This window comes from Janthinobacterium sp. EB271-G4-7A, from assembly GCF_020858075.1.
GTDB classification, from domain to species: domain Bacteria; phylum Pseudomonadota; class Gammaproteobacteria; order Burkholderiales; family Burkholderiaceae_D; genus Janthinobacterium; species Janthinobacterium lividum.
Genome location: NZ_JACYMI010000001.1, coordinates 1,579,589 through 1,601,763 on the forward strand (window position 1 = coordinate 1,579,589; position 22,175 = coordinate 1,601,763).

General features: G+C 60.8%; 22 protein-coding genes. 20 read left to right on the forward strand and 2 right to left on the reverse strand.

Annotation, left to right across the window (positions count from 1 at the left end):
- Nucleotides 1–11 precede the first annotated feature (11 nt).
- The 18 genes from nuoE to IGS58_RS07275 all read left to right on the forward strand — a co-directional run bounded on the left by nuoE (nt 12) and on the right by IGS58_RS07275 (nt 18,670).
- Complete coding sequence (gene nuoE / locus IGS58_RS07190; protein WP_034779513.1) at nt 12–491, forward strand: NADH-quinone oxidoreductase subunit NuoE; 480 nt, start codon at nt 12–14, stop codon at nt 489–491.
- Nucleotides 488–1,783, forward strand: coding sequence for an NADH-quinone oxidoreductase subunit NuoF (gene nuoF / locus IGS58_RS07195; protein WP_010399729.1), 1,296 nt, complete (start codon nt 488–490; stop codon nt 1,781–1,783). The genes nuoE and nuoF overlap by 4 nt, the downstream gene beginning before the upstream one ends.
- 22 nt (nt 1,784–1,805) lie before the next feature.
- Nucleotides 1,806–4,139: an NADH-quinone oxidoreductase subunit NuoG gene (gene nuoG, locus IGS58_RS07200; RefSeq protein WP_230520959.1), complete on the forward strand. Its 2,334-nt coding sequence runs from the start codon at nt 1,806–1,808 to the stop codon at nt 4,137–4,139.
- The gene (gene nuoH / locus IGS58_RS07205) at nt 4,139–5,221 is read left to right on the forward strand and encodes an NADH-quinone oxidoreductase subunit NuoH (RefSeq protein ID WP_070255609.1); all 1,083 of its coding nucleotides are present in this window, start codon (nt 4,139–4,141) and stop codon (nt 5,219–5,221) included. Before nuoG ends, nuoH begins: the two co-directional genes overlap by 1 nt.
- A gap of 14 nt (nt 5,222–5,235) precedes the next feature.
- On the forward strand, nt 5,236–5,724 hold the full coding sequence (gene nuoI, locus IGS58_RS07210) for an NADH-quinone oxidoreductase subunit NuoI (RefSeq protein WP_010399726.1): 489 nt from the start codon (nt 5,236–5,238) through the stop codon (nt 5,722–5,724).
- A 66-nt stretch (nt 5,725–5,790) separates the two neighbouring features.
- Complete coding sequence (locus tag IGS58_RS07215) at nt 5,791–6,423, forward strand: NADH-quinone oxidoreductase subunit J (RefSeq protein ID WP_034779507.1); 633 nt, start codon at nt 5,791–5,793, stop codon at nt 6,421–6,423.
- Entirely contained in the window at nt 6,420–6,728 is a 309-nt protein-coding gene (gene nuoK / locus IGS58_RS07220) for an NADH-quinone oxidoreductase subunit NuoK (protein ID WP_010399724.1), read from the forward strand. The genes IGS58_RS07215 and nuoK overlap by 4 nt, the downstream gene beginning before the upstream one ends.
- Before the next feature lie 46 nt (nt 6,729–6,774).
- A complete protein-coding gene (gene nuoL / locus IGS58_RS07225) occupies nt 6,775–8,877 on the forward strand; it encodes an NADH-quinone oxidoreductase subunit L (protein ID WP_230520960.1) in 2,103 nt (700 codons plus the stop codon).
- A gap of 29 nt (nt 8,878–8,906) precedes the next feature.
- A complete protein-coding gene (locus tag IGS58_RS07230; RefSeq protein WP_034749975.1) occupies nt 8,907–10,406 on the forward strand; it encodes an NADH-quinone oxidoreductase subunit M in 1,500 nt (499 codons plus the stop codon).
- A 16-nt stretch (nt 10,407–10,422) separates the two neighbouring features.
- Nucleotides 10,423–11,925, forward strand: a complete 1,503-nt coding sequence (gene nuoN / locus IGS58_RS07235; protein ID WP_034779502.1) for an NADH-quinone oxidoreductase subunit NuoN — start codon at nt 10,423–10,425, stop codon at nt 11,923–11,925.
- Between the two features lie 3 nt (nt 11,926–11,928).
- Nucleotides 11,929–12,252 (forward strand): DUF2818 family protein, encoded by a 324-nt coding sequence (locus IGS58_RS07240; RefSeq protein ID WP_070255601.1) that lies wholly within the window; start codon nt 11,929–11,931, stop codon nt 12,250–12,252.
- Between the two features lie 75 nt (nt 12,253–12,327).
- The gene (locus IGS58_RS07245; protein ID WP_070255807.1) at nt 12,328–12,885 is read left to right on the forward strand and encodes an NUDIX domain-containing protein; all 558 of its coding nucleotides are present in this window, start codon (nt 12,328–12,330) and stop codon (nt 12,883–12,885) included.
- Between the two features lie 8 nt (nt 12,886–12,893).
- Nucleotides 12,894–13,589 carry a hypothetical protein gene (locus tag IGS58_RS07250; RefSeq protein WP_230520961.1) on the forward strand — a complete coding sequence of 232 codons (696 nt, stop codon included), beginning with the start codon at nt 12,894–12,896 and terminating at the stop codon, nt 13,587–13,589.
- A gap of 12 nt (nt 13,590–13,601) precedes the next feature.
- Entirely contained in the window at nt 13,602–14,303 is a 702-nt protein-coding gene (ispD, locus tag IGS58_RS07255; protein ID WP_230520962.1) for a 2-C-methyl-D-erythritol 4-phosphate cytidylyltransferase, read from the forward strand.
- A 17-nt stretch (nt 14,304–14,320) separates the two neighbouring features.
- A complete protein-coding gene (gene ispF, locus IGS58_RS07260; RefSeq protein ID WP_230520963.1) occupies nt 14,321–14,821 on the forward strand; it encodes a 2-C-methyl-D-erythritol 2,4-cyclodiphosphate synthase in 501 nt (166 codons plus the stop codon).
- Between the two features lie 211 nt (nt 14,822–15,032).
- Nucleotides 15,033–17,021 carry a PKD domain-containing protein gene (locus tag IGS58_RS07265; protein ID WP_230520964.1) on the forward strand — a complete coding sequence of 663 codons (1,989 nt, stop codon included), beginning with the start codon at nt 15,033–15,035 and terminating at the stop codon, nt 17,019–17,021.
- Between the two features lie 59 nt (nt 17,022–17,080).
- Nucleotides 17,081–18,310, forward strand: coding sequence for a PQQ-dependent sugar dehydrogenase (locus tag IGS58_RS07270; protein ID WP_230520965.1), 1,230 nt, complete (start codon nt 17,081–17,083; stop codon nt 18,308–18,310).
- Between the two features lie 57 nt (nt 18,311–18,367).
- A complete protein-coding gene (locus IGS58_RS07275) occupies nt 18,368–18,670 on the forward strand; it encodes a hypothetical protein (RefSeq protein ID WP_230520966.1) in 303 nt (100 codons plus the stop codon).
- 3 nt (nt 18,671–18,673) lie between these two features.
- Here the strand turns inward: IGS58_RS07275 and IGS58_RS07280 are convergent, their stop codons facing one another.
- The gene (locus tag IGS58_RS07280; protein ID WP_052139967.1) at nt 18,674–19,888 is read right to left on the reverse strand and encodes an MFS transporter; all 1,215 of its coding nucleotides are present in this window, start codon (nt 19,886–19,888) and stop codon (nt 18,674–18,676) included.
- 91 nt (nt 19,889–19,979) lie between these two features.
- Here IGS58_RS07280 and IGS58_RS07285 point away from each other — a divergent pair, with 91 nt between their 5' ends.
- Nucleotides 19,980–20,600 carry a TetR/AcrR family transcriptional regulator gene (locus IGS58_RS07285; protein WP_034779484.1) on the forward strand — a complete coding sequence of 207 codons (621 nt, stop codon included), beginning with the start codon at nt 19,980–19,982 and terminating at the stop codon, nt 20,598–20,600.
- Here IGS58_RS07285 and IGS58_RS07290 read toward each other — a convergent pair whose 3' ends face one another.
- Complete coding sequence (locus IGS58_RS07290) at nt 20,601–20,939, reverse strand: MmcQ/YjbR family DNA-binding protein (protein ID WP_131687304.1); 339 nt, start codon at nt 20,937–20,939, stop codon at nt 20,601–20,603.
- Between the two features lie 514 nt (nt 20,940–21,453).
- Between IGS58_RS07290 and IGS58_RS07295 the strand changes: the two genes are divergently transcribed.
- Nucleotides 21,454–22,110 carry a CCXG family PEP-CTERM protein gene (locus IGS58_RS07295; RefSeq protein WP_034779740.1) on the forward strand — a complete coding sequence of 219 codons (657 nt, stop codon included), beginning with the start codon at nt 21,454–21,456 and terminating at the stop codon, nt 22,108–22,110.
- Nucleotides 22,111–22,175 lie beyond the last annotated feature (65 nt).

A 22,175-nucleotide genomic window follows, 5' to 3' on the forward strand; every position in this document is an offset into this window, starting at 1 on the left:
AGGCAAAAAGTATGTTGTTATCAGAGCAATGCTATAAGAAAATTGACCGTGAGTTGGCCAAGTACCCGGCCGACCAGCGTCAATCCGCCGTCATGGCCGCGCTGGCCCATGCCCAGGATGAACTGGGCTGGTTGGCACCGGAAACCATGAAGGAACTGGCCGATTACATCGGCATGCCGGCGATTGCCGTGCAGGAAGTGGCCACGTTCTACAATATGTACAACGTGAAACCCGTGGGCAAGCACAAGATCACCGTGTGCACCAACCTGCCATGCGCCCTGTCGGGCGGCGTGCGCGCTGCAGACTACCTGAAGCAGAAGCTGGGTATCGATTTCCGCGAAACCACCCCTGACGGCCAGTTCACCCTGGTTGAAGGCGAGTGCATGGGTGCGTGCGGCGATGCGCCTGTCTTGCTGGTCAGTAATAAAACCATGTGCAGCTGGATGTCGAACGAGAAGATCGACGCCATGCTGGAGGAACTCAAGAAATGACGTCACTCCACAACCGCCATATCGATCCATTGATCCTGAAGGATCTGGATGGCAAGAACTGGCATTTGCAAGATTATGTGAACCGCGGCGGCTACAGTGCCCTGCGGCGTATCCTGGAAGAGAAAATCACGCCGGAACAGATCATCGCCGACCTCAAGGCTTCGTCCTTGCGCGGCCGTGGCGGCGCGGGTTTCCCTACCGGCTTGAAGTGGAGCTTCATGCCGCGCCAGTTCCCGGGTCAAAAATACCTCGTCTGCAATACAGATGAAGGCGAACCGGGCACTTTCAAGGACCGCGACATCATTCGTTACAATCCCCATGCCCTGATCGAAGGCATGGCCATTGGCGCTTACGCGATGGGCATCACCGTCGGCTATAACTATATCCACGGTGAAATCTTCCAGGAATACCTGCGTTTCGAAGAAGCGCTGGAAGAGGCGCGCGCCGCCGGTTTCCTGGGCGACAAGATCATGGGCAGCGAGTTCTCGTTCCAGTTGCATGCGCACCATGGTTATGGCGCCTACATCTGCGGCGAAGAAACGGCCCTGCTGGAGTCGCTGGAAGGCAAGAAAGGCCAGCCGCGCTTCAAGCCGCCTTTCCCTGCCTCGTTTGGCCTGTACGGCAAGCCGACGACGATCAACAACACGGAAACCTTCGCGGCCGTGCCATTCGTGCTGAACATCGGTCCAGAGAAATACCTGGCGATGGGCAAGCCGAACAACGGCGGTTCGAAGATCTTCTCGATCTCGGGCGACGTGGAAAAACCGGGCAACTACGAAGTGCCGCTCGGCACCCCGTTTGCGACCCTGCTGGAACTGGCAGGCGGCATGCGCGGTGGTAAAAAGATCAAGGCCGTGATCCCTGGCGGCTCGTCCGCTCCGGTGATCCGCGGCGACATCATGATGCAGACCGACCTGGACTACGACTCGATCGCGAAAGCCGGTTCGATGTTGGGTTCGGGCGCCGTCATCGTGATGGACGAAACACGCTGCATGGTAAAGGCGCTGGAACGCCTGTCCTACTTCTACTTTGAAGAATCGTGCGGCCAGTGTACGCCTTGCCGTGAAGGCACAGGCTGGATGTACCGCATGGTGCACCGCATCGAGCAGGGGCAGGGTCGTCCAGACGACCTGGACATGCTCAACTCGATCGCCGACAACATCCAGGGCCGCACCATTTGCGCGCTGGGCGATGCGGCTGCCATGCCGGTACGGGCCTTCATTAAGAATTTCCGTGAAGAATTTGAATATCATATCGAGCACAAGCATTGCTTAGTGCCCGCATATATCTAAGCTGCGTCAGGTAACGATCACCATGGTTGAAATCGAAATAGACGGCAAAAAAGTCGAAGTCCCTGCTGGTAGCATGGTGATGGACGCCGCCAACAAATTGGGAACCTACATTCCGCACTTCTGCTATCACAAGAAATTGTCGATCGCAGCGAACTGCCGCATGTGCCTGGTCGAAGTGGAAAAGGCGCCCAAGCCTTTGCCCGCTTGTGCGACCCCGGTCAGTGCCGGCATGATCGTGCGCTCCGCCAGCGATAAAGCTGTGCAGGCGCAAAAGTCGGTCATGGAATTCTTGCTGATTAACCACCCGCTCGATTGCCCGATCTGCGATCAGGGCGGCGAATGCCAGTTGCAAGACTTGGCCGTGGGTTACGGCAAGAGCGAATCGCGCTACAAGGAAGACAAGCGCGTCGTGCAGCCGAAGGAAGCCGGTCCGCTGGTGTCCATGCAAGAGATGTCGCGCTGCATCCAGTGCACCCGCTGCGTACGCTTTGGCCAGGAAGTGGCTGGCGTGATGGAGCTGGGCATGATCGGCCGCGGCGAACACTCGGAAATCGTGTCCTTCGTCGGCCAGACGGTCGACTCCGAACTGTCGGGCAACATGATCGACCTGTGCCCGGTCGGCGCACTGACCTCGAAGCCGTTCCGCTACAGCGCCCGTACGTGGGAACTGTCGCGCCGCAAATCGGTCAGCCCGCATGACGGCCTGGGCGCGAACCTGATCGTGCAAGTGAAAGCTGGCAAGGTCAAGCGCGTATTGCCTCTGGAAAACGAAGCCGTCAACGAGTGCTGGATCTCGGACAAGGATCGTTTCTCGTACGAAGCGCTGGACAGCGCCGAACGCCTGACGTCCCCGATGCTGAAACAAGGCAACGAGTGGAAAGAAGTCGATTGGCAAACGGCGCTGGAATACGTGGCGCACGGCCTGAAAAACATCAAGCACGAGCATGGCGCTGACGCCATCGCCGCGCTGGCAACGCCGCATTCGACCGTCGAAGAGCTGGTACTGCTGCAAAAAGTGGTCAACGGTCTCGGTTCCGAGCACGTCGACTTCCGCCTGCGCCAGACCGACTTCGCGCTGGACGCCGGCGTCAAGCCATGGCTGGGCATGCCGATCAACGAATTTGGCCAGATCAAGCGCGCCTTCGTCATCGGCTCGTTCCTGCGCAAGGACCACCCATTGCTGGCCACGCGTTTGCGCGCGTCCGTCAAGGGCGGCGCCAAGCTGTCGATCCTACACGCCTCCGACGATGATCAATTGATCACCATCGCCAACAAGATGATCGTCGCGCCTAGCGATTGGCTGGCGGCCTTGTCGGAAGTAGTCGTCGCCGTTGCCAAAGCCAAAGAAATCGCCGCGCCAGCCGGTTTCGAAGCGGTGACCGCTTCGGATGTGGCGGTGGCCATCGCCGCCAGCCTGATGGCTGGCGACCACGGCGCCGTACTGCTGGGTAACGCGGCAACGCAACACCCGCAAGCGTCGCAATTGCATGCTGCTGCGCAATGGATCGCCGAACAGACGGGCGCCAAGCTCGGCTACCTGACGGAAGCGGCCAACACGGTTGGCGCGCACCTGGTCGCCAAGCCGCGCGCCAATGTGCAAGCTGCCTTTGCCGCGCCGAAAAAAGCCTACGTGCTGCTGCACGCCGAGCCGGAACTCGACGCCGCCAACCCGCAAGCGGCCCGCGCCGCCCTGGATGGCGCCGACATGGTCGTGGCGATGTCGGCCTTCAAGCACGGCATGGATTACGCCGATGTCTTGCTGCCGATCGCTCCGTTCGCTGAAACCTCGGGCACCTTCGTCAACTGCGAAGGCCGCGCGCAAAGCTTCAACGGCACCGTGAAACCGCTGGCGGAAACCCGTCCAGCCTGGAAAGTGCTGCGCGTCCTGGGCAACATCCTGGGCCTGGCCGGTTTCGACTACGACACTTCCGAAGCGATCCGCGATGAAGCGTTTGGCGCCGGCGTGACCGATCTGTCGGCACAGCTGAACAACATCGCCAAGAACGCGCCGGAAGCGGCAAGCTACGCACCGGCTTCGCCTGCGCTGCAACGCATCGCCGACGTGCCGATCTACTTCGCCGACGCGCTCGTGCGCCGCTCCGAACCGCTGCTGCGCACGGTCGATGGCGCCGCACCGCAAGCGCACCTGTCCCTGGCGCTGGCTGACAAGCTGGGCATCAAGGCGGGCGACAAGGTCAAAGTGGCGCAAGGCTCCGGCAGCGCCATCCTGGTGGCGGCACTCCATGCCGGCCTGCCAGCCAATGTGGTGAAAGTGTCGGCGGCGCATGCCTCGACGGCTAGCCTGGGCGGCATGTTCGGTGACATCACAGTTGAAACAGCAGAGGGGAAAATCTGATGGCTCTGCCTGAATTTGTAAACGTCATCAACAGCAGCGGCCAGGATTTGCTGGGCGGCTCGTGGCCGTTCTTCTGGACCCTGATCAAGATCCTGTGCGTGCTGCTGCCGCTGATGGGCCTGGTTGCCTACCTGACCTTGTGGGAACGCAAGCTGATCGGCTGGATCCAGATCCGCGTCGGCCCGAACCGCGTGGGTCCATTGGGCTTGCTGCAGCCGATCGCCGATGCGCTGAAACTCTTGTTCAAAGAGATCATCATCCCGTCCAAGGCCGCCAAGGGCCTGTTCGTGATCGGCCCGATCATGACCATCATGCCGGCCCTGGCCGCCTGGTCGGTCGTGCCGTTCGGTCCGCAAGCCGTGCTGGCCAACGTCAACGCAGGCTTGCTGATGCTGCTGGCGATTACCTCGATGGAAGTCTACGGCATCATCATCGCCGGCTGGGCCTCGAACTCGAAGTACTCGTTCATGGGCGCCATGCGCGCTTCGGCACAGATGATTTCGTATGAAATCCCGATGGGCTTCGTGATGGTCATCGTGCTGATGGTGTCGGGCAGCCTGAACTTCATCGACATCGTCAGCGGCCAGCAAATCGGCTTCTTCGCCGACAAGGGCGTGAACTTCCTGTCGTGGAACTGGTTGCCGCTGCTGCCGATGTTCGTCATCTACCTGGTGTCGGGCCTGGCTGAAGCCAACCGTCACCCGTTCGACGTCGTCGAAGGCGAGTCGGAAATCGTCGCCGGCCACATGGTTGAATATTCGGGCATGGCCTACGCCATGTTCATGCTGGCCGAATACGCCAACATGATCCTGATCGGCGCGCTGGCTTCGATCATGTTCCTCGGTGGCTGGTCCGCACCATTTGCTTTCCTTGAGTTCTGGGGTGGTTTCGGCGGCTTCTTCTGGCTGTTCGCCAAGACCTTCTTCATCGTGTCGGTGTTCATCTGGGTGCGCGGTACTTTCCCACGCTACCGTTATGACCAGATCATGCGCCTCGGCTGGAAAGTGTTTATCCCGTTGACGCTGGTCTACCTGGTCTTCGTCGCTGCCTGGATGCAGACATCCTGGAATATTTGGAAGTAAGAGAGTGCATACGAATGGATAAGGTAAAAGATTTCTTCAGCAGCCTCTTGTTAGGCGAGCTGATCAAGGGCATGGCGTTGACAGGCAAGTACATGTTTTCGCGCAAGATCACGGTGCAATTCCCGGAAGAGAAGACACCGATCTCGCCGCGTTTCCGTGGCTTGCACGCGCTGCGCCGCTACCCGAACGGCGAGGAACGTTGCATCGCCTGCAAACTGTGCGAAGCGGTTTGCCCGGCGATGGCCATCACGATCGAATCGGAACAGCGTGACGACGGCTCGCGCCGCACCACGCGTTACGATATTGATTTGACCAAGTGCATCTTCTGCGGTTTCTGCGAAGAGTCCTGCCCGGTTGATTCGATCGTCGAGACGCAAATCCTGGAATACCACGGCGAGAAACGCGGGGATTTGTATTACACGAAAGAGATGTTGCTGGCCGTGGGTGATCGTTATGAAAATGACATCGCCGCTGCGCGCGCCGCCGACGCACCTTATCGCTGATGGATGCGCCGCAGCTGAGAAGCTGCGGCGCGCCCCTCGTTCATCTGTACGTCTATTGGGTTTTTTATGGACTTTAAAACAATTTTGTTTTACGCCTTCGCGCTGATCTTGATTCTGGCAGCGACGCGCGTCATCACGGCCCGTAATCCGGTCCACGCAGTACTGTTCCTGGTACTGTCCTTCTTTTCCGCAGCGGGCATCTGGATGCTGCTGCAAGCTGAATTCCTGGCCATCGTGCTGGTATTGGTGTATGTCGGCGCCGTGATGGTGCTGTTCCTCTTCGTGGTCATGATGCTCGATATCAATATCGACCGCATGCGCGAAGGTTTCTGGGGCTATCTGCCATTGTCCGTGACGGTGGGCGTGATCATCGTGCTGGAAATGGCCGCTGTCCTGTGGCACGGTTTCCGCAACTTTGCGCCTAGCATCGCTCCGGTCAACGTCAACCTGGGCGGCACCAAGGAACTGGGCCTGCTGATCTACACGAAATATGTGTTCGCCTTCGAGATCGCTGCCGTCGTGCTGCTGGTGGCCATCGTTGCCGCGGTCGCACTGACCCTGCGCAAACGCAAGGACACCAAGCACTTTGCTCCGGGCGATGCCGTGCGCGTCAAGCGCAACGACCGCCTGAAGATCATCAAGATGGACGCGGTCGTCGAGCGTCCTGCGGCTGAGCCGGAAGTTAAGGAGGCACCATGACATTATCGCTCACACATTTTCTGGTCCTGGGCGCGATCCTGTTCGCAATCTCGATCGTCGGTATTTTCCTGAACCGCAAGAACATCATCGTATTGCTGATGGCAATCGAATTGATGCTGCTGGCGGTGAATATGAATTTCATCGCGTTCTCCCATTTCATGGGCGACGCGGCCGGTCAGATCTTCGTTTTCTTCATCCTGACGGTTGCCGCCGCTGAGTCGGCTATCGGTCTGGCTATTCTGGTGGTGATGTTCCGTAATCTGGATACCATCAACGTCGAAGACCTGGACAGCCTCAAAGGCTGATGTTTTTCAGACTCGATCTCTCGAATAATAACGATTAAGGTTCATCATGGCGGGGCAACTCCTCAACCCTAACCTCCTTCTTGCCGTACCGCTGGCGCCGCTGGCCGGTGCCGCGATTGCAGGTTTGCTTGGCACCCAGTTCCTGGGTAATTTGGTCGGACGCAAGACGTCGCATACCGCGACGATCCTGGGCGTACTGATTGCGTTCATCCTGTCCGTGCAGACACTGCTGGCAGTGATGGATGGCGCGACATTCAATGGCACGATCTATAACTGGATGACGATCGGCACCCTGAAGATGGAAGTGGGCTTCCAGATCGATTCGCTGTCGGCGATGATGATGTGCGTGGTCACCTTCGTCTCCCTGATGGTGCACATCTACACGATCGGCTACATGAAGGATGACGAAGGCTACAACCGCTTCTTCGCCTACATCTCGCTGTTCACGTTCTCGATGCTGATGCTGGTCATGGCCAACAACTTCCTGCAACTGTTCTTCGGTTGGGAAGCCGTGGGCCTGGTCTCTTACCTGCTGATCGGTTTCTGGTACCAGCGTCCGACGGCCATCGTGGCCAACATGAAGGCTTTCCTCGTCAATCGCGTGGGCGACTTCGGCTTCATCCTCGGCATCGGCCTGCTGCTGGCCTACGCCGGCACCATGAACTACCAGGAAGTGTTCGCCAAGAAAGACGAACTGGCGCTGCTGACGATGCCAGGCACCGACTGGGCCCTGCTGACCGTTGCCTGCATCTGCCTGTTCATCGGCGCGATGGGCAAGTCGGCGCAGTTCCCGCTGCACGTGTGGCTGCCTGACTCGATGGAAGGTCCTACCCCGATCTCGGCACTGATCCACGCCGCGACGATGGTGACGGCCGGTATCTTCATGGTCTCGCGCATGTCGCCGCTGTTCGAACTGTCCGACACGGCACTGTCCTTCATCCTGGTGATCGGCTCCATCACGGCGCTGTTCATGGGCTTCCTGGGCATCATCCAGAACGACATCAAGCGCGTCGTCGCTTACTCGACGCTGTCGCAGCTCGGTTACATGACCGTGGCGCTGGGTTCGTCCGCGTACTCCGTGGCCGTGTTCCACCTGATGACGCACGCATTCTTCAAGGCACTGCTGTTCCTGGGCGCCGGTTCCGTCATCATCGGCATGCACCACGACCAGGATATCCGCAACATGGGCGGCCTGCGCAAGTACATGCCGATCACCTGGATCACTTCCCTGATCGGTTCGCTGGCCCTGATCGGCACGCCGCTGTTCTCCGGTTTCTACTCGAAAGACAGCATCATCGAAGCCGTCGAAGCGACGCACATCTGGGGTGCTGGCTTTGCCCAGTTCGCCGTGCTGGCTGGCGTGTTCGTCACCGCCTTCTACTCGTTCCGCATGTATTTCCTCGTCTTCCATGGCAAGGAACGTTTCGGCCAAGCGCATGCGCATGGCCATGACGACCATCACGCACCGAAAGCGGCCCATGGCGCGCACGGCGATGCGCATGACGACCATGGTCATGAAGAAGAGGAAGACGACCACGCGCACCACGGTCTGGAACCTGGCCAGAAGCCGCACGAGTCCCCATTCGTCGTATGGTTCCCGCTGGTGATGCTGGCGATTCCTTCGCTGATCATCGGCTACCTGACGATCGGCCCGATGCTGCATGGCGATTTCTTCAAAGGCGTGATCTTCGTCGGCGAAAACCATCCAGCAATGGAAGAGTTGTCGCATGAATTCCACGGCGCAATGGCGATGGCGATCCACGGCCTGTCGACGGCACCGTTCTGGCTGGCATTGTCCGGCGTGGTGGCAGCCTACTACTGCTACATGGTCAACCCGCGTGTACCGGCCTGGTTCTTTGCCAAGTTCCACGCGATCCACACCCTGCTGGACAACAAGTACTACATGGACAAGTTCAATGAAGTCGTGTTCGCCGGCGGTGCCCGCTTGCTGGGTAATGGCCTGTGGAACTTCGGTGACAAGAAGCTGATCGATGGCCTGCTGGTCAACGGTAGCGCCAAGGTCGTCGCCTGGCTGTCCTCGCTGTCGCGAGTGCTGCAGACCGGCTACATCTATCACTATGCATTCGTGATGATCCTGGGCGTGCTGGGCTTCCTGATCTATTTCCTGCCATTCTGGCCCGCTAAGTAAGCTGACCTGATAAAAGAATACTGAGAACCATGATGCAGTCTACGATTTCTACACTACCTCCTTACCTGAGTCTGTCGATCTGGGTGCCGATCATTTGCGGCGTCCTGATCCTGGCTCTCGGCCGTGACAGCAAAGCGGGCTTTACCCGCTGGCTGTCGCTGGCTGGCGCCGTGCTCAGCATGCTGTGCACCTTGCCGCTGATCCAGCATTTCGACAACGCCGCGCACGGCATGCAATTCGTCGAAAAAGCACCGTGGATTGAAACCTTCAATATCTGGTACTCGCTGGGTATCGACGGCCTGTCGCTGTGGTTCGTGCCACTGACGGCGTTCATCACCGTCATCGTCGTTATTTCCGCTTGGCAAGTGATCGAGAAGCGCATCGCCCAGTACATGGGCTCGTTCTTGATCCTGTCGGGCCTGATGATCGGCGTGTTCTGCGCGCTGGACGGCTTGCTGTTCTACTTCTTCTTTGAAGCAACCCTGATCCCGATGTTCATCATCATCGGTATCTGGGGCGGTTCGAACCGCGTGTACGCGTCGTTCAAGTTCTTCCTGTACACCTTCTTCGGTTCGCTGCTGACCCTGGTTGCCATCATCTACCTGCGCAATGTGTCGGGCACCTTCGACATCCTGGCCTGGCATGCGTTCAAGCTGACGATGAACGAGCAGATCTTCATCTTCCTGGCCTTCCTGATGGCGTTTGCCGTCAAGGTGCCGATGTTCCCCGTCCACACGTGGCTGCCGGACGTCCACGTGGAAGCGCCAACGGGCGGTTCCGCCGTGCTGGCCGCCATCATGCTGAAACTGGGCGCCTACGGCTTCCTGCGTTTCTCGCTGCCGATCACGCCGGACGCCAGCCACTACCTGTCGGGTTTCATGATCGCCTTGTCGCTGATCGCCGTGATCTACATCGGTCTGGTTGCCCTGGTGCAAACAGACATGAAAAAACTGGTCGCCTATTCGTCGATCGCGCACATGGGTTTCGTCACCCTGGGCTTCTTCATGTTCAACGACATCTCGGTGCAGGGCGGTATCGTGCAGATGGTCTCGCACGGCTTTATCTCCGGCGCGATGTTCCTGTGCATCGGCGTGCTGTATGACCGCATGCATACCCGCAACATCGCCGACTACGGCGGCGTCGTGAACCGCATGCCGAAATTTGCCGCCTTCTTCGTGCTGTTCTCGATGGCCAACTGCGGTCTGCCAGCGACGTCCGGCTTCGTCGGCGAGTTCATGGTGATCCTGGGCGCGGTGAAATACAACTTCTGGATCGGTCTGCTGGCTGCAACGGCACTGATCTGGGGCGCGGCGTACTCGCTGTGGATGGCCAAGCGCGTGGTGTTCGGCAAGATCAAGAACAAGCATGTGGCCGAACTGACCGACATCAACAAACGTGAATTCTTCATGCTTGCCGTGCTGGCCATCGCCGTGCTCGTGATGGGTCTGTACCCAGCCCCGTTCACCGACACGATGCAAACTTCGGTTGCTGACCTGCTGCAGCATGTCGCCACCAGCAAGTTGCCTTAAATAGAAGACCGATAACATGACTAATGCACCTAATCTGGTACCGCTGTACGCGGAAATCTTTCTGCTGATCGCCACGTCGGCGCTCTTGCTGATCGATATGTTCTTGCCTGCGGCGAAGCGTTCGATCACCTATGCGCTGTCGCTGCTGACTTTGGCCGGCTGCGCCTTGCTGACCGTGGGCGACTTCAATGCGGGCACCACCGTCTACACGTTCCACAACATGTTCGTGTCGGACCCGATGTCGCAGTTGCTGAAACTGTTCTCGTACGGCGCCGTGGCGCTGACCCTGATCTACTCGCGCGCCTATGCCACCGACCGCAGCATGCTGTCGGGTAACCTGGGCGGCGAGTTCTACGTGCTGGCCTTGTTTGCACTGCTGGGCCAGATGATCATGATCTCGGCCAACAACTTCCTGATCATCTACCTGGGTCTGGAACTGATGTCGCTGTCGCTGTACGCACTGATCGCCTTGCGCCGTGACAATGCCAAGGCCACGGAAGCGGCCATGAAATACTTCATCCTGGGCGCGCTGGCCTCCGGTTTCATGTTGTACGGTATCTCGATGCTGTACGGCGCCTCCGGCACCCTGGATCTGGGTGAACTGCGCGTGGCGCTGGAAAACGGCAAGACCAACGGCACCATCATGGTCTTCGGCCTGGTGTTCCTCGTTGCCGGCCTGGCCTTCAAACTGGGCGTCGTGCCATTCCACATGTGGGTGCCTGACGTGTATCAAGGTTCGCCGACGGCTGTGACCCTGCTGCTGGGCGCGGCGCCGAAACTGGCCGCCTTCGCCATCACCCTGCGCTTGCTGGCCGAAGGCTTGCTGCCGATGGCACATGACTGGCAGCAAATGCTGCTGGTGCTGGCCGTGATGTCGCTGGCGATCGGCAACTTCACCGCGATCGCGCAAACCAACCTGAAGCGCATGTTGGCGTACTCGACCATCGCGCAAATGGGCTTCGTTCTGCTGGGCTTGCTGTCCGGTACCGTGGATGCACCGAACAACACCCTGAACGCGGCTGGCGCAGCCACCGCCTACGGCGCCTCGATGTACTACGTCATCACCTACGTGTTCACCACCCTGGGTACCTTTGGCGTGATCATGTTGTTGGCACGCAATGGTTTCGAAGCAGACGAACTGGCCGACTTCAAGGGCCTGGGCAAACGCAGCCCGATCTTCGCGCTGGTGATGACCCTGTTCATGTTCTCGCTGGCCGGCGTGCCGCCGCTGATGGGCTTCATGGCCAAGTACTCGGTGCTCGCTTCCGTGCTGGCGACGGGCCAGCTGTGGCTGACCATCGCTGCCGTGCTGTTCTCGCTGATCGGCGCCTTCTACTACCTGCGCGTCGTGAAAATGATGTGGTTCGACGAGCCGACGGACGGCAATGTGCTGGTCGTGCATGGCGACATGCGCGTCGTGCTGGCCCTGAACGGCGTGTTCGTCCTGGCGCTGGGTGTGATGCCTAACAGCATCCTGGCTGCCTGCGCGACCGCCATCACCAAGACGCTGGCGTCCTGACCGATGGATGTCACCGCTTCGAGCTGGCTGGTGATCGCCCTGGGCATCCTGGGCGCCAACCTGCCTTTCCTGAACGAGAAACTGTTTGCCGCCGTGCCCCTGAAAAGGGCGGCGCAAGCAGAGCAGGGCTGGCGCAAGCCGCTAGCGCTGCGCCTGCTGGAGATGGTGATTCTGTACTTCATCGTCGGCGCCGTGGCGTTCGCGCTCGAAGCACGCATCGGCAACGGTTTCCCGCAGACGTGGGAGTTCTATGCCATCACGGGATGCCTGTTCCTGGTGCTGGCTTTCCCAGGCTTTGTCACCCGCTACCTGCGCAAACGACATTAGCCCCATCGACCGAAAGCGGCGCCTCTGGCGCCGTTTTTTTTTATTGAGCATAATCAAGGTATGGATACTGAACGCATGGATATGAATTTAACTGAGACCAAGGTGGACGGCGAGCTCGTCTATCAGGGCGGCTTCCTGCGCGTGCAGCGCGACCGGGTTGCGCTGCCGGACGGCAAGATCACGGCGCGCGAATTCGTCCTGCATCCGGGCGCCGTCGTCATCCTGCCGCTGCTCGACGATGGTACCGTGCTGATGGAACGCCAGTACCGCTATCCGCTGGACCGCGTCTTCATTGAATTCCCGGCCGGCAAGATCGACGCGGGAGAGTCGCACCTGGCGTGCGCCCAGCGCGAGTTGCTGGAAGAGACGGGCTACACGGCCAGCGACTGGCAATTCGTCTCCACCATCCATAACGCCATCGCGTATTCCGATGAACACCTGGAGCTGTTCCTGGCGCGCGGCCTGGTGGCCGGCGAACGCCAGCTCGACGAGGGCGAATTCCTGGAAACCTTTACGGCCACCGTGCCGCAGCTGCTAGACTGGGTCAAGGATGGCACGATCACGGACGTGAAAACCGTCATCGGCATCTTCTGGCTCGACAAGATCACCAGCGGCGCCTGGCAACCGGCCTGATTCCGCACATGCGCGCGGCTCTCTTTTTGCTGTTGGCATTTGCCAGCCTGGGCGCGCACGGGGCCGCGCGCACGCCGTTCCAGGTGCGCTGCGAAGACACGATCAGCAAGACGGTGTCCGTGCTGACGGCGCAGCAGAATGGCTACAGCATCGACACGCATCTGCCGTACAAGGCCCTGACCGTCATGAAGGGCACGGCGCGCGCCAATACCTGGGTACTCGGATTGACGAAGACGGATTCGCGCGTGGCCATCGCCCTGGCCGGTCCCATGCTGCAAGACCCGGCCAGCGGCTATGAATGCGTGGCGCCGCAGATTACCGTGTCCCTCACGTATGCGCCCGTGGTGATCTATATCGGCCGCGAGTTTGCCCCCGGCACTTGCGCGTATGATGAGATACTCGCGCACGAGCTGCGGCACATGAGGACCTATATGGAACATTTGCCGCGCGTGGAAAAGACCGTGCGCGCGGCGCTGGCCAAACGCTTCGAGGCGCGGCCCCTGTATGCGCCCAGCGGCACGGCCAAGGCGGCGCTGGCGCGCGAGATCGACACGGGCTGGTTGCCGTATATCAAGGCTGAAATGCGCAAGGTGGAAACCTTGCAGGCGGCCATCGATTCTCCGCAAGAATATGCGCGTCTGGGCAAGGCGTGCAAGGGCGAAATCCAGAGCATCCTGGCGGGCAAGGCAGCGCCCGCCAACTAGACAAGGAATGGCATGACAGCAGCACCGAACACCGTCCGTTATTTTGCGCTGATCCCTGCCGCCGGCGTGGGCACGCGCATGGAAGCGGGCAGTCCCAAGCAATATTTACCTATCGCCGGCAAACCCATGCTGCGCCACGCGCTCGACGCCTTTCTCGCCAGCCCCCTGATCGCGCACACGTATGTCGTCGTCAGCGCGGAGGATAGCGTGATCGACACGGTCGTGCCGGAGCAGGGCGTCACTGTGCTGCGCTGCGGCGGCGCCACGCGCATGGAGACGATCCTGAATGGCTTGCAGGCCGTGCACGGCAGCATCGGTGCCCACGACCAGGTGTTGGTGCACGACGCGGCGCGTCCCGGCCTGACGCCGGCCCTGATCGAAAAGCTCATCGGCGAGGTGGGCGACCACCCGGCCGGCGGCCTGTTGGCCTTGCCCGTGGTCGATACCGTCAAGCGGGCGGGGCCGGACGGCCTGTCGGCGCAGACGGTGCCGCGCGATCATCTATGGCTGGCGCAGACGCCGCAGATGTTCAGCTATGCCTTGCTGCACCAAGCCTTATCCGAAGCGCCCGACCCGCAAGCGATTACCGACGACGCCAGCGCCGTCGAAGCGCTGGGCCTGGCGCCCAGGCTGGTTGAAGGCCACCCGCGCAACCTGAAGGTGACCTTGCCGCGCGACATATACACGGCCGAGCTGTATTTGGCCAACCCTTGAATTCCAGAGAGACCCGCATGAACACAACGACTCCCGTACTGCCTTTCCGCATCGGTCAGGGCTATGACTGCCACGTGCTGGTGGAAAACCGCGACCTGATCATCGGCGGCGTGAAAATCCCCCATCACCTGGGCTTGCTCGGCCATTCCGATGCGGACGTATTGCTGCACGCGATCACGGACGCCATCTTCGGCGCCGCCGCGCTGGGCGACATCGGCCGCCATTTTCCCGACACGGACGCGCAGTTCAAGGGCGCCGATTCGCGCACCTTGCTGCGCGAAGCCGTGCGCCGCGTGCAAGCGACCGGTTATATCATCGGCAATATCGACGCCACCATCATTGCCCAGCGCCCGAAGATGGCGCCGCACATCGCCGCCATGTGCGCCAACGTGGCCGAAGACCTGGGCGTGAGTGTGGGCCAGGTCAACATCAAGGCCAAGACAAATGAAAAACTGGGCTACCTGGGCCGTGAAGAAGGCATCGCGGCGGAGGCTGTGGCCTTGCTGCTGCGCGCCTGAGCGTGCCCGGCAGCTCCTTTTTAAGGATTCCTGAAAATTAATATTTCCAAATTGAAATTTGGTGAAAATTTAACGTTATTGTCATGATAATATTTGTCCGCTTTTTCGGACGCGACAAGACGTCACTTTATAACCACGGGAAATATTGAAAGAACGGAATCATATGCGTAGTCGTATGCAGGGACCAGCCGCGCGCTGGTTGGGAGCGGGTATGTTGGCCATGGCCATGCTGGCCGGGTGTGGTGGTGGAGGTGGTGGCAGTGAAACTGCGGCGCCGCCGCCCGTGGCGGCCGTGCCGCAGCCGGCCATCCTGTTTGCCGGTGCCGTGTCGGCGGCGGCAGAAGGTGCCGATGCCGTCGGCAGCATGGGTGGACAGATTGAACTCGATGCCGGTAGCAGCAAGGATAGCGACGGCGGGACGCTGAGCTTTGCCTGGAGCATGGTCTCGAAACCTGCCGGCAGCGGCTTGAACATGGGCGCCGTCTCGACCCCGAAACTGAACTTCCAGCCCGACGCGCTGGGTACCTATGTCTTCAAGCTGCGCGTGACGAATGGCAAGGGCGGTTTTGCGGAAAAGAATGCCACCGTGCTGGTGAATAACCGGGTGCCGAATGCGGTGCTGGTGGTCAATGCGACGTTTACGGCGCAGCCGCTCGTCAAGGATGCCGTGAGTGTCTCGGCAGGTTCCGGCATCGTGCTTGATGCCACGGGCAGCGTCGATATCGACGGCGACAAGGTAACCACGACGTGGGAACTGATCCAGAAGCCGGCCGGCAGTACGTCCCTGCTGTTTGTCAGCGGTCAAACGGCGCGTTTCTCGCCCGATGTGCTGGGCCTGTACAAAGTGCGTGCCCGCGGTGCGGACGGCAAGGGCGCGTATGCCGAAACGGTGTACCTGTTCGATGCCAACAACAGCATGCCGATGGGCGTGATCCAAGGCACGGTCGCGGTGGTCAGCCGCAACAACCAGACCGTCCCCGTCGGCCAGCCGCTGGTCACCAGCGGCATCCTCAGTTATGACGAGGGTGGCGCTCCCCTGAGCTATGCCTGGGCGGTCGATACCCGTCCCGCCGGTTCTGTCGCGGCGGTGGGCGCAGCGACGGCGGCGATTCCTGCATTTACACCGGACGTGGCTGGCGCTTACGTGCTGTCGCTGACAGTGAGCAATGGCCGCCAGACGGCGATCGCTTACCTGAAATTCAATGCGGTCACGTCGACTTCGAGTGTGGTCGCATTGCCGTTCAAGCCGGTTGAGATGCGTTATAGCCTGGCTACCGACCGCCTTGTCGTCGTCACTGCCGAGCCGTACACCGTCAAAGTCATCAATCCGGTTAACGGCGCGACCAGCAGCGTTGATCTGCCGACAGCGGTCAAGGCCCTGAATCTGAGTCCGGATGGCAAGCTGGCCGCTGTGTTGCATGATGGCGTGGTCAGTCTGGTGGATCTGGTGTCGGGGAGCCTGTTGAAATCGACCGGCACCGGTGGCACGCAGACGGAGGTATTCGTTACCAATGCTGGCGTGGTATTTCTCTCGGGCCAATCGATTGGTCCATCCGCGCGGCCCGCTGTTGCTGTTATTAACGCACGTACGGGACAGGCATTGCCTTCGCTTGATTTTGCCAATGGCGGTTTCTATGGCGTCCTGCGCGGCGTGTTTGTGGCATCGAAGGACAAGGTCTTTCTCTCGCAGGGCAATTACTCAACGCTTTCGTATTTCACCTTTGACCCGCAAACGCATGCCATCCTCACTAACAGCACTGTCTATGGCGACTATTACATTTCGTCACCGTTCTTCCTGTCGCCGAAGGAAGATATTTTGTTTACCGGAAACGGTACCTACTTTAATGCCGACACGCTGCAATACATGGGGCGCTTTACCTTAGGATCAAGCAGCAGCGGTAGCAGCAACAGCATGCAATCGATGACTTATTCGCCCACCAAAGCGGAAGTGCTGCTGATGGAAAGTTCGTTTGACTACGCTTATCCAGGCTACGATACGGTATATCAGGGCAGTTACAAGAAATATAGCGGTGAATTGCTCTTCCCAGCAGGCAGCGTCAGCCTGCCGGTGATTGGCGGCGAGCAAAGTTATGGCATCGGCATCTTCCACACGGCCGCAGGCGACCCTGTAGCGCTGGTGCAGACGGGTGGCGCGCAGAAAACCACCGCGCGCCCGAAATACTATCTGGTGTATCGCTGATGGCATGAGAACGGCGGCGCGTCCGCCGTGCAATCTGTGCTATTTTTAAAGGCGGCACGATGGCAAAGACCATCGCGGCCGCCTTTTTTATTGACGACACAGGAGAATTCCCGATGCCAACCATCAAGCGCACACGCCTTGCCACCGCCCTGCTGCTGGGAGCCTTCGCGGCCTTGGCCATGCCTGCCCACGCCGAACTGCAAGCCACGGGCGAGCCGCCCGCCGCCAGACAGGGTTGGAAGGCCGAGACCGTCGCGCAGGGCGTGCGCCAGCCGTGGGGCATCGCCTGGCTGGGCGAGGGGCGCGCGCTCGTCACCAGCAAGCAGGGAACATTGCATCTGCTGAATGGAAAGACTTTTACCGACGTGGCGCTGGAAGGCATGCCGAAAGTGTTTACGGGCGGGCAGGGCGGCTTGCTCGATATCGTCCTGCACCCGCAGGATGCGGGCAAGGCGCAGCAGCGCGTCTACATGACGGTGTCGACAGGCACGAATGACGCCAACCGCACGACCCTGGTGCGTGGCGTGTTCGACGGCAGGAAGGTGACGGGCATCCAGACCCTGTTCAAGGTGGCCACGGACAAGAGCGGCGGCCAGCATTTCGGTTCGCGCCTGCTGTGGCTGCCGGACGGCACTTTGCTGATGAGCGTGGCCGATGGCGGTAACCCGCCGTTGCGCATCGGTGACCGCCTGGCGCGCGAGCAGGCACAGAATCTGGCCACGCACCAGGGTTCCATCCTGCGCCTGACGGAAGACGGCAAGCCGGCACCTGGCAACCCGCTGGCGGCCAAGGGTGCCTTGCCGGAAATCTGGTCGTATGGCCATCGCAACGTGCAGGGCCTGGCGCTCGATCCTGTTTCCGGCCGCGTGTGGGCCACGGAACACGGACCGTATGGCGGCGATGAGCTGAATCTGGTGGTGGCGGGAGGCAACTACGGCTGGCCCCTGCAAAGCTATGGCGCCGACTACACGACGCATGAACCGGTCGGCAAGCATGAAGTGGCCGGCATGCTCAATCCGAGCGTGGCCTGGGTGCCGTCGCCGGCACCGTCGGGCCTGGCCGTCTACACGGGCGACAAGATTGCCGCCTGGCGCGGCAGCATCTTCAGCGGCGGCCTGGCGGCCAAGGATATCCGCCGCATCGCCGTCGATGCCAGCGGCAAGGTGACGGGGCAGGACCGCCTGGCCATCGGCGCGCGCGTGCGCGACGTGCGCCAGGGGCCGGACGGCTATCTGTATGCGCTGACGGATGAAGACAATGGCCGCTTGCTGCGCATCGTGGCGCAGTAGCACGGCAGGCGCCATCTTCGCTTAAGATGGCGCCTTTACTTCATTCAAGGTGGCGGCATGGCCCGTGATACTTATGCATACCGGCACGTCGCCGTCGAATCGCGCGCCATTGATGGCCGTGTGGAAATCCGCCCCGTGCCGGGCCAGGCTTTTTCGCCCGAGCTGGCCGTGCAGTGCTCGCGCCGCCTGGTCGACGTGCAGCGCTACCCGCTGGGCAGCCGCTTTCTGCTCTTTGCCAAGCTGACGGATCGCCTGGGCGGCACGCCCTTCCTGTATGCGTATCACGGCGATGTGGACGTCGTGATGACGCCGGCCGAAGTGACGAAATTTCTTGGCGAATTCCGCCGCGGCCGCATTTGATTCCTACGATGTGACGCAGGCCGCGCCAGCCTTGGGGCTGGCCTGCGGCTTGCCAAAGATGGCGATCGTCAAGGCGCAGCCGAGGGCGAACAGGCCGCCGACCACCATCGCGCTCGATACGCCCAGCCGGTCGACGGCCATGCCTCCCAGCAAGGCGCCCGACGCCAGCGACACTTGCACGATGGCGACAAACAGCGCGCTGCTGCCTTCCATCAGGTGTGGCGCCGCCTTGAACATCCACGTCTGCACGGCGATCGGCATGGCGCCGAAACCGAAACCCCATACGGCCACCAGCAGCATGGCGGTAAGTGAATGGCTGCCGAACGCGGCCAGGGCCAGGGTGGACAAGCCCAGCACGGCACCGGTCACCATCAGCGCGGCCCGTTCGTAGCGGCCGGCGGCCCAGCCGCCCGCGAGGTTGCCGATGAAGCCGGAAGCTCCATACACGAGCAGCATGGCGCTGACCGTGCCGGCCGCCAGGTGCGAGATTTGCGTGAGGAACGGCGCGATATACGTGTAGGCGGCGAACTGGCCCGTGAAGATCATGGCTGTGGCGATCAGGCCCAGCCTGGCCTTGCGGATGCCGAAAATCATCGGCAACTGGCGCAGGCGGATGGCCTGCGTCGGCGGCAGCTTGGGCAGCAGCAACAGCTGGCCGAGGAAGACCAGCACGGCAATGGCGCTGGCCGCGCCGAAAGCGACCCGCCAGCCCACCAGCTCGCCCACCAGCGCGCCGGCCGGCACGCCCGCCACCGTGCCCAGCGAGACGCCGGCGAAGATGATGGACATGGCGCGCGACGCATGCTGCGGCGCCACCAGGCGCGGGCCGATGGCGCTGCCGATGGCCCAGAAGCCGCCCACGCCCACGCCCAGCATGGCGCGGCCCAGCAGTATCCAGGCATACGACGGCGCCAGCGCCACCAGCAGATTCGACGCCACTAGCAGGGCCGTGAGGGCCAGCAGCACGATGCGGCGGTCCAGGCGGCCCGAGCCGACGGTGACAAAGATGGCGGCAAACGCGGCAACGATGCCGGGCGTGGTGATCATCAGCCCCGCCTGGCCCTTGCTGATGGCCAGTTCGGCCGCCATGGCGGGCAGCAGGCCGACGGGCAGGAATTCGGAGGTGACGAGGGCGAAGGCGCCGATGCCAACCGATAAGACGGCCAGCCATGGCGCCACGGTGGTATCGTCGCCAGTAGCGTTGGAAGGTGTGTGCATAGGGGTTCCTGAAAAGCCGGGAGGTTTTTAACCGGTCGGTATATAATCAGGGAAGGCAGACAGTGTTGTCAATAATTTTTTACCGAACGGTATGAAACAAGATAAAAATGAGGAAGCGGTCAAGGCGAAAACGGGGCGGCCACGCACGTTTGACGCGGATCAGGCGCTCGATTGCGCCATGAAAGTATTCTGGGAAAAGGGTTATGAAGGCAGCTCCCTGCCGGAATTGACGAAAGCCATGGGCATGAACCGGCCCAGCCTGTATGCCGTCTTCGGCAACAAGGAGCAATTGTTCCACAAGGCGCTCGAGCGCTACAGCGACACGCGCATGCGGTTTTTCGATGCGGCGCTGGAACAGCCGACGGCGCGCCAGGTGGTGGAAGCCTTGCTGACGCAATATGTCGACGCGCAAACCATGCCGGACGGTCCGCACGGCTGCATGGGCGTCAATGCGGCGCTCGCCTGCAGCGACGATGCCTTGCCGATCCGCGATGAATTGTTTGCGCGCCGGCTGCGCGGTGAAATCAAGCTGCGCGACCGCTTGCGGCGCGCCAGGGAAGAGGGGGATTTGCCGCCCGATTCCTGCCCGGAGCAGCAGGCGCGCTTTGTCGTGACCCTGTCGCAGGGCATGGCCATCCAGGCGGCGGCCGGCGTCTCGCGCGAGCAGTTGCAGCAGATGGTGGGATTGCTGCTGCGCAACTGGCCGCTGTAACTACCCTGTCGGGGCGATGGTCTTGGCCAGGTCGCTGGGCGCCTTGCGCCGCCAGGCGGCCGTCAGGGCGGCGGCCAGCATGTCCAGTTCGGCGTCCGCCAGGCACACCGTGATACCCGCCAGGCGTTCGCCCCACCACAGCTTTTCGCAACCCGATGGCGTGATGACTGTGGCGATATGCGCCGCTTCCGCATCGAGCAGCACGTTGATGTGCTCGTCATCGGGCAGGGTGGCAAAGATCTTCCCGCCCACGCGGAACGCCGGACGGTCGTGGTGTTCTTCCTCGGTGGTGTCGGGAAACGACAGTGCCAGATAGCGTAGTTCTTCCAGGTCGACCATTCCTCTTTCCCCCTCATCGGACAGATAGCAGCGTGACTGCATTTTGCCATGCTGTTTCGCCCCGTGGTGCAGAGGCATGCGAAAAGAAATGCGCAAGATGCGACACTGACGGACTGGTCTGTGGTGCAGCCGCGACACGTCACGTGCCGCGCATGGTCGCCGCTCCAGAGTGAGGGATGGGTTTTTTCTGCCACTGGACAGGTGCTTGCCATAAAAATATCTTTCATGGTTAAAAGAAAAATACTTTTCTTCCAAGGAATTTGAGCTAGAATAGCTTCATCGTCTTACCTGACCCGTCAATTGTCTGGCCTTGTCCCGGGAACCCGAACCCTTTTCAGGACGCTTGCAGTGCCGCCATGGCACGCCGCAAGTCCGCGCTGTTTCGCGGAAGCCATGCCCCCGACCGCTCATTCCTGCAATCCCTAGCGCTACGCCGACACGCCTCAATGCAGCGTGTATTCAGCTCCAGCGCCCCTTGCTGCGCCCACTGAATACTTACTTACTGGATACCATCATGAAAAACTTGCCTAAAATCGCTTTGTCCCTGATCGCTGTCGGTGTGTTTGCCCACGCGAACGCCAGCACCATCACCCTGTCCACCGGCTATTCGGGCGCCGGCGCGCAAAGCTCCGCCGCCGACTACCAGTCCGTTGTGAATGCCGCCGTGGCCACGCCTGGCGCCGGTTATGGCTCGACGACGATTGCCAGCTATGACAACGTCAACAACAGCGGCCTGTTTGGCAGCGGCTCGAACATCGCCTTCAAATCCGTCATCAACTTTGGCGTCGGCGCGGCCGATGCGGGCACCTGGAGCTTCCGCAGCGGCGTCGATTTCGGCAAGGGCGGCGCCCTGTTCCTCGACGGCGTGGCGCTGGATTTCAAGAGCAATGACATGTGGTGGGCAGGCAACTACAACAATGGCAGCCAGTTCCTCAGCGGTTCGAGCACCCTGGCGGCCGGCAACCATACCCTGAGCATCTACGGCCTGGAAGGCTGCTGCGATGGCGGCCAGCAAGCGCAGTTCAAGGCGGGCAACAACAATTTCGTCAGCTTCGGCGCCAATGATGGCTTGATCTCGGCCGTCCCAGAGCCAACCACCTACGCCATGCTGCTGATCGGCCTGGGCTTGCTGGGCTTTACGGCACGCCGCAAGCAGGAATCCAAGTTCTAAGTTTGTATCGCCGACCTCGCCGCGCCTGATGGCGCGCGATAAAAAGCCCGCCGGTCTGTCAGGAC

Bases quoted from the DNA above. Each gene is read 5' to 3' on its own strand.
- nuoI (WP_010399726.1), top strand. From the start codon at position 5,236: ATGGATAAGGTAAAAGATTTCTTCAGCAGCCTCTTGTTAGGCGAGCTG.
- IGS58_RS07265 (WP_230520964.1), top strand. From the start codon at position 15,033: ATGTTGGCCATGGCCATGCTGGCCGGGTGTGGTGGTGGAGGTGGTGGC.
- nuoF (WP_010399729.1), top strand. From the start codon at position 488: ATGACGTCACTCCACAACCGCCATATCGATCCATTGATCCTGAAGGAT.
- nuoH (WP_070255609.1), top strand. From the start codon at position 4,139: ATGGCTCTGCCTGAATTTGTAAACGTCATCAACAGCAGCGGCCAGGAT.
- nuoG (WP_230520959.1), top strand. From the start codon at position 1,806: ATGGTTGAAATCGAAATAGACGGCAAAAAAGTCGAAGTCCCTGCTGGT.
- IGS58_RS07230 (WP_034749975.1), top strand. From the start codon at position 8,907: ATGATGCAGTCTACGATTTCTACACTACCTCCTTACCTGAGTCTGTCG.
- nuoE (WP_034779513.1), top strand. From the start codon at position 12: ATGTTGTTATCAGAGCAATGCTATAAGAAAATTGACCGTGAGTTGGCC.
- IGS58_RS07240 (WP_070255601.1), top strand. From the start codon at position 11,929: ATGGATGTCACCGCTTCGAGCTGGCTGGTGATCGCCCTGGGCATCCTG.
- nuoN (WP_034779502.1), top strand. From the start codon at position 10,423: ATGACTAATGCACCTAATCTGGTACCGCTGTACGCGGAAATCTTTCTG.
- ispF (WP_230520963.1), top strand. From the start codon at position 14,321: ATGAACACAACGACTCCCGTACTGCCTTTCCGCATCGGTCAGGGCTAT.
- IGS58_RS07270 (WP_230520965.1), top strand. From the start codon at position 17,081: ATGGCAAAGACCATCGCGGCCGCCTTTTTTATTGACGACACAGGAGAA.
- IGS58_RS07295 (WP_034779740.1), top strand. From the start codon at position 21,454: ATGAAAAACTTGCCTAAAATCGCTTTGTCCCTGATCGCTGTCGGTGTG.
- ispD (WP_230520962.1), top strand. From the start codon at position 13,602: ATGACAGCAGCACCGAACACCGTCCGTTATTTTGCGCTGATCCCTGCC.
- IGS58_RS07290 (WP_131687304.1), bottom strand. From the start codon at position 20,939: ATGGTCGACCTGGAAGAACTACGCTATCTGGCACTGTCGTTTCCCGAC.
- IGS58_RS07285 (WP_034779484.1), top strand. From the start codon at position 19,980: ATGAAACAAGATAAAAATGAGGAAGCGGTCAAGGCGAAAACGGGGCGG.
- IGS58_RS07280 (WP_052139967.1), bottom strand. From the start codon at position 19,888: ATGCACACACCTTCCAACGCTACTGGCGACGATACCACCGTGGCGCCA.
- IGS58_RS07250 (WP_230520961.1), top strand. From the start codon at position 12,894: ATGCGCGCGGCTCTCTTTTTGCTGTTGGCATTTGCCAGCCTGGGCGCG.
- nuoL (WP_230520960.1), top strand. From the start codon at position 6,775: ATGGCGGGGCAACTCCTCAACCCTAACCTCCTTCTTGCCGTACCGCTG.
- IGS58_RS07215 (WP_034779507.1), top strand. From the start codon at position 5,791: ATGGACTTTAAAACAATTTTGTTTTACGCCTTCGCGCTGATCTTGATT.
- IGS58_RS07245 (WP_070255807.1), top strand. From the start codon at position 12,328: ATGGATATGAATTTAACTGAGACCAAGGTGGACGGCGAGCTCGTCTAT.
- IGS58_RS07275 (WP_230520966.1), top strand. From the start codon at position 18,368: ATGGCCCGTGATACTTATGCATACCGGCACGTCGCCGTCGAATCGCGC.
- nuoK (WP_010399724.1), top strand. From the start codon at position 6,420: ATGACATTATCGCTCACACATTTTCTGGTCCTGGGCGCGATCCTGTTC.